At 34.2% G+C, this 5,225-nt stretch carries 3 protein-coding genes; all 3 read left to right on the top strand.

Annotated elements, in window-relative coordinates; translation table 11 throughout:
- Positions 1 to 689: 689 nt before the first annotated feature.
- The gene (locus JI65_RS16275; RefSeq protein WP_191018221.1) at positions 690 to 3,224 is read left to right on the top strand and encodes a glycine zipper 2TM domain-containing protein; all 2,535 of its coding nucleotides are present in this window, start codon (positions 690 to 692) and stop codon (positions 3,222 to 3,224) included.
- 139 nt (positions 3,225 to 3,363) lie between these two features.
- Complete coding sequence (locus tag JI65_RS16270) at positions 3,364 to 3,867, top strand: type III toxin-antitoxin system ToxN/AbiQ family toxin (RefSeq protein WP_191018220.1); 504 nt, start codon at positions 3,364 to 3,366, stop codon at positions 3,865 to 3,867.
- Positions 3,868 to 4,365: 498 nt separating this feature from the next.
- Positions 4,366 to 4,866 carry a hypothetical protein gene (locus JI65_RS16265; RefSeq protein ID WP_191018219.1) on the top strand — a complete coding sequence of 167 codons (501 nt, stop codon included), beginning with the start codon at positions 4,366 to 4,368 and terminating at the stop codon, positions 4,864 to 4,866.
- Positions 4,867 to 5,225 lie beyond the last annotated feature (359 nt).

The raw sequence follows: 5,225 nt of genomic DNA, 5'->3' as shown, positions 1-5,225 counted from the left end.
AACACTGTTCTGATTTTGATTGGATTCGCTATAAATCTGATATTTGGTATTATTATATTCCGAGAGGAATGTATCAGAATGGAATAATTTATTTAATCGCCGGAATCATGGGACCGATTTTAATACAATTATTGATAAACAAAATAAAGGCTATCGTCTCAAAAAAATTTAAATTATAGAGCATGATATAATTCTTTGGCAAATGTAAATACTTATGTATATACTAAAAGAATTAAGAAAGCTACTATGGTTTGTAGAAAATATTCACAAGCTGGAACCGTCAGGCTGTCAGGATTTCAAAAGAATTTCATATTACCTATTCAGAGCTTTTCATAAAGAAGATAGGTACTAAGAATTTCTTGGATAAAAGTAAAAGTTTGGGCAAAGAAATAAAAAAGCATAACAAGAAGCTCAAAGCCGACAAAAACTTTGTCACAAAAGTTGCTCTTCGTGGCTTTTCGCCAACGCAACTTTTGCGCCAATTCTGCCGTTGGCAGAACCGTTTTTGCGGTTTAACTCATTGTTATGCTCACAGCCCACTGGGCTGGTTGTTTTATAAATAATCAGAACATATCAAATTTCCTCCAAAAAATTTGTTCAGTGTACACTGAACAAAGAAATTGAAAGATTTCTTTGTTGCGAAACTCGCTTTACGCTCGTTTCGCAACAAAAATTATAGGGAGAAAAATATGTTACAAATTATTTTGGCAATAATTGTAATTTGCATTGTGTTTACAATTATAAAAAAAGTTGGTGGTTTTGTATTAAAACTTCTGAAAGGTATTTTCGGATTGATTTTCGGACTAATTTACCTTGTAATTTCAGGACCTGCAATTCTTTGTACAAAAATTTTTTACGGTCTTACAAAGCTGCTTCATATTCAAAGTTTTGCCTATTATTTGCTTAGCCTTTGTAGCTTACCTTCTTTTATATATTTATGCGCGGTGCATATTCCGTATTCCAAAAAAGAAAGATTCATAAATTGTAAATCTTTCTTTGCCCCTAAAAAGAAAACACGTAATGAAACAATTGCGATGGCTTGCTTTCTGACTCTTGAAGGACTTTTCTTCTGTGCATTACCTTCAATTGTTAAAATTGAAGAAGATTCTGCATACTGCTTATACTTATTGGGGGCAATCTATGTTTTAGGCGCGTTCATTTATTCTCTTGTAAAAATTTCGAAATGGAAAAAAGAAAATCAAGCTATTTATGAGCATTACACAGAATGGAGAAAATGGACTTTAAAAGAAGTTTCAGAAATCTCAGAAGCCGAAATAGAAGAAAAACTTGTTGCTGCAAGTGTAAATTTTGCTGAGAATGACAAAAACAAGAATAAATTCACTATCGATGAAATGCCTTATGGTCGGGCAACAGCATTCATTTCGTATTTTGGAAAGAATCTTGATGATGAAGAGCCTGTATATTTTTCACCAAAAATGAGTTCTGATGAGAATGAACTTCGTGAATACGGTACTCTCGTAACGACAAAAAGCGTCTATATCTCAGAGAAAGACAAAGATGACATTGAAATTCCGATAGAAGGTCTCTGGAATATTTACTCTGATGAAAGCGATTATACTTTTGATTACGGCTTGCTCTCTGGTGAACCAAAAGTAATATCACTCAATAAGAATTCCTCATCTGTGGATTTGGACATTCTTTCAGAAAAACTGAAGGAGATGAACGATATTTCGTTGGCTATGGCACAGGAAAAAGTCTCAACGGAACTCGGCGAGGCATTTGAATCCTATGAAGAGAAGTCAGTCGATTCTGCTCAGAAAAATTTTGACACAAAACAGCGTGTTTCAGATATTTCAAAGGCAGCGGAAATAGGCGGTCTTGGTGCAGGACTAGCCCAGAATGCACATATTTACAATGACGAAGTAAAGAATCTTATGAACGGTGCTAGTGGTCATGGTTATGCAGCTGAATATGGAAACAATGCCATTGACAGATTGACAGGTAACAAGGTTGAGAATTTAGCTCAAGATTTGGAAAACGGACATCAAAAATTGCATGGTGCTGACAGGAATGTAAACGGTGTTAATATTCAAACAAAGTATTATAAAAGTGCGTCAGAATCAATTGGTGCGGTTTTTGAGCATAAACAAGCATTGTATCTGAATGATGACGGCACAATGATGCAGATTGAAGTTCCTCGAGACCAGTACAATCAAGCTGTGCAGGAAATGCAAAAGAGAATCAAAACCGGTCAAGTTCCAGGTGAAACAAATCCAGAAAACGCAAAGAATTATGTCAGAAAAGGACATTTTACTTACACTCAGGCAAATAACATCGCACTTGCAGGTTCAATTGAAGGTATCGTCGTAGATATTTCACAGGGCATTGTATGTTCTCTGCCAGGTGCGGGCATTACTTTTGCACTTTCCTTTGCAAGTGCGGTTTGGCATGGACAGGATATAAAAGAAGCTGCAAAACAAAGTACACTCTCAGGCTTAAAAGTCATGGGAAAAAGTGCTGCTATCTACACTCTTACCATGCAACTTTCAAGAGATAAAATCATTAATATTTTTGCTCCCAAGATTCCGGTAGGTGAGACAGGAAAGCAGGTTGTAAAAAGTTTCGGTTATGTAAAGAATCCGATTTTCACAGGGGCTGAAAAAGTCGCAGGAAAAATCAGTTCGAGCAGCCTTGCAAAATCAAAGTTGGGCAAAGCTGTAAAACTTGATAAAATAAAAGGGCGACAAGTTATAGGCGGAGCTGTAACTGCAGTCGTTGTATATGGACCGGATATATTAAAAGCATGTTCGGGAAAAATCTCAGGCAAGCAACTTATCAAGAACTCAACTGTAAATACAGCAGGTCTTGTCGGTGCTGCACTTGGAACAGCAATTCCGATACCTGTTGTTGGCAGCATGATTGGTGGTGCCGTCGGAAGTTTTGTCGCAAAGAAAATCATGGACAATTTCATTGAAGATGATGCTGTCTTAATGTTCAAAATTATGCGTGAAGAATTTCTTGACATAGTAATGCTCTATTCATTCAACAAAGAAGAATTTGGCGAAATCGTTTCTGCAACTATCGGGAATTCAGAAATGTCAAAAGTACTGCAAGCAATGTACCAATCTGGAACTCCAAAGGATTACGCTGATGCCTTGATAAATGCAGAAGTACAGTCAGTTCTTTCTAAACGAGAAAAAATAACTCGGGATAAGATTGAACAAGGAATGCAACTGCTTTTGAAAGATAAAACTGTAGCGTAGTGCAAAGCACATAATTCGTAGACTGTTATCTTGACAGTAGCACTCTATTGGTAGTATATTATTGCTATAAGGAAATCGCGCCTTTAATCGCGAGTGTTATACGGAGGTCGTAAGTTTTCTTACGGCCTCGTTTTTATTTATGGACAAGTTACTTTTCTACGAAATTGACAACAAATATATAGATTTTCTCTCAAAATTTTCTGAGCATTTGTTTCATAATGCTAAAATAACTCAAACCTATACAAGAAAATACATAGGAATTCTCTTTGAAATTAATGATTTAAAATATTTTGCTCCACTGTCATCATTTAAACCGAAACACAAAAGACTATCCGAAACTGTAGATTTTATAAAAATTGGAGATATGGCTGTTATTAATTTGAACAATATGTTTCCAGTTATAGATGGTGTATTTTCTTTAAAAAATCCGGCTGACGAATCTGATACTCAATATAAAACTTTGCTTAATAACGAAATTCGTATTATTAGAAAAAAAGAAGAACAGATTATAACAAATGCAAAAGCTGTATATAATCATAAAATGACAAATGACGGTAAATCTAAACTCAGCCAGCGTTGCAATGATTTTAAGTTGCTAGAAGAAAAATGTAAGGAATATAAAATTCCTGATAAAAAGAAATAAAGCATAACAAAGGTTCGTAGCCGACAGCGGGTCGAGCCCGCGGAAGGTCTTGCAAGGGAAACGGCCGCCGGGTCAGGCCCGTCTGCCCGAAAAAACTTGCGGTGCAAAAAGTAGGGCAGGTCAAGCCTGCCTCTTCTTTTCGGCGAAGGAAAGAGAGGAAAAATACCTTTCTAAGATGCGGTGAAAATTTTTGTTTGAAGTTGTAAAATAGAAACCAGCCTAACAAAGCTTCAAAGCCGACAAACCGGTCAAGCTGGTTTGCGGTTTAAGCAGTTGTTATGCTGACAGGCACAGTGGCCTGCCGTTTTTAGGAGAAAAAATGAAAAAATAAATTTCTTAGCATTCTTAGCATTATTTGCATTATTTGCAATTAATTTTTGTTTTGCCAATGAATGTGTAGATTTTTCGAAAGTAAATTTTAAATTTGCGAATAAATCTGAAGGATGTGAACTATTAAAAAGTGAAGACGAATTTACAAATAATCTTTCAGAATTTGATATGTCTTCAAGATTAAAAACAAGTAGAAATGTTTCAAAAGAAGAGTATCTTAATTTTATTTGTCAGCAGTCATTGGATTGGAGTGAAGAAGAAGTAAGTTATTTGAACAAAGTTTTTAATGACATAAATAAACTATTTAGTCAATATAAGATTCTACTTCCAAAAGAAATATATTTGATAAAAACAACAGGTGCAGAAGAAGGAAATTCTGCATATTGCAGGAATCAGAATATCATTATTCTCGCTAAAAATATGATAAAAATGGAAGATTTAACGGCAATGAAAGAATTGTTAATACATGAACTTTTTCATATTTTTTCAAAAAACAATTTGGATGTTAGAGAACAACTTTATAACAGTATTGGATTTTATAAAACTAAAAACTTACTATTTCCACAAAATTTAGCAAAATATAAAATTACAAATCCAGACTCAGTGAATAATAATTATTATTTTGAGTCAACAATTAACGGAAATAAAGAAAAATTATGCCTATTTTAATTGCAGCCAGAGATTATGATGAAGAAAAAGGTGGTGAATTTTTTCGATTATTTACAATTAGTTTTTTTGCAGTATAGAAGAACATGAAAATAATTCACAGATAAAAATAATTAATAATAGATATTGCATCTATCCACTTAGAATGGTTCCAAATTATTTGTCTTTGATTGGAGAAAATACAGATTATATAATTCATGCAGAAGAAGTATTAGCTGATAATTTTGTTTTGCTGGTTACAAATTCTAAAAATATAAAAACAAAAAAAGTAGTTTCAAATATGAAAAATATATTGAAGAAATAAAAGCATAACAAAGGTTCGTAGCCGACACGCGGTCAAGCCGCGTGCGGTACAACCAGTT

The sequence above is a fragment of the Treponema zioleckii genome, from assembly GCF_014737315.1.
Taxonomy (GTDB): Bacteria; Spirochaetota; Spirochaetia; order Treponematales; family Treponemataceae; genus Treponema_D; species Treponema_D zioleckii.
This window is presented reverse-complemented; position numbering and strand designations above follow the sequence as displayed.

Excerpts from the sequence above, each read along its gene's own strand:
- JI65_RS16275 (WP_191018221.1), top strand. The coding sequence starts at position 690 with ATGTTACAAATTATTTTGGCAATAATTGTAATTTGCATTGTGTTTACA.
- JI65_RS16270 (WP_191018220.1), top strand. The coding sequence starts at position 3,364 with ATGGACAAGTTACTTTTCTACGAAATTGACAACAAATATATAGATTTT.
- JI65_RS16265 (WP_191018219.1), top strand. The coding sequence starts at position 4,366 with ATGTCTTCAAGATTAAAAACAAGTAGAAATGTTTCAAAAGAAGAGTAT.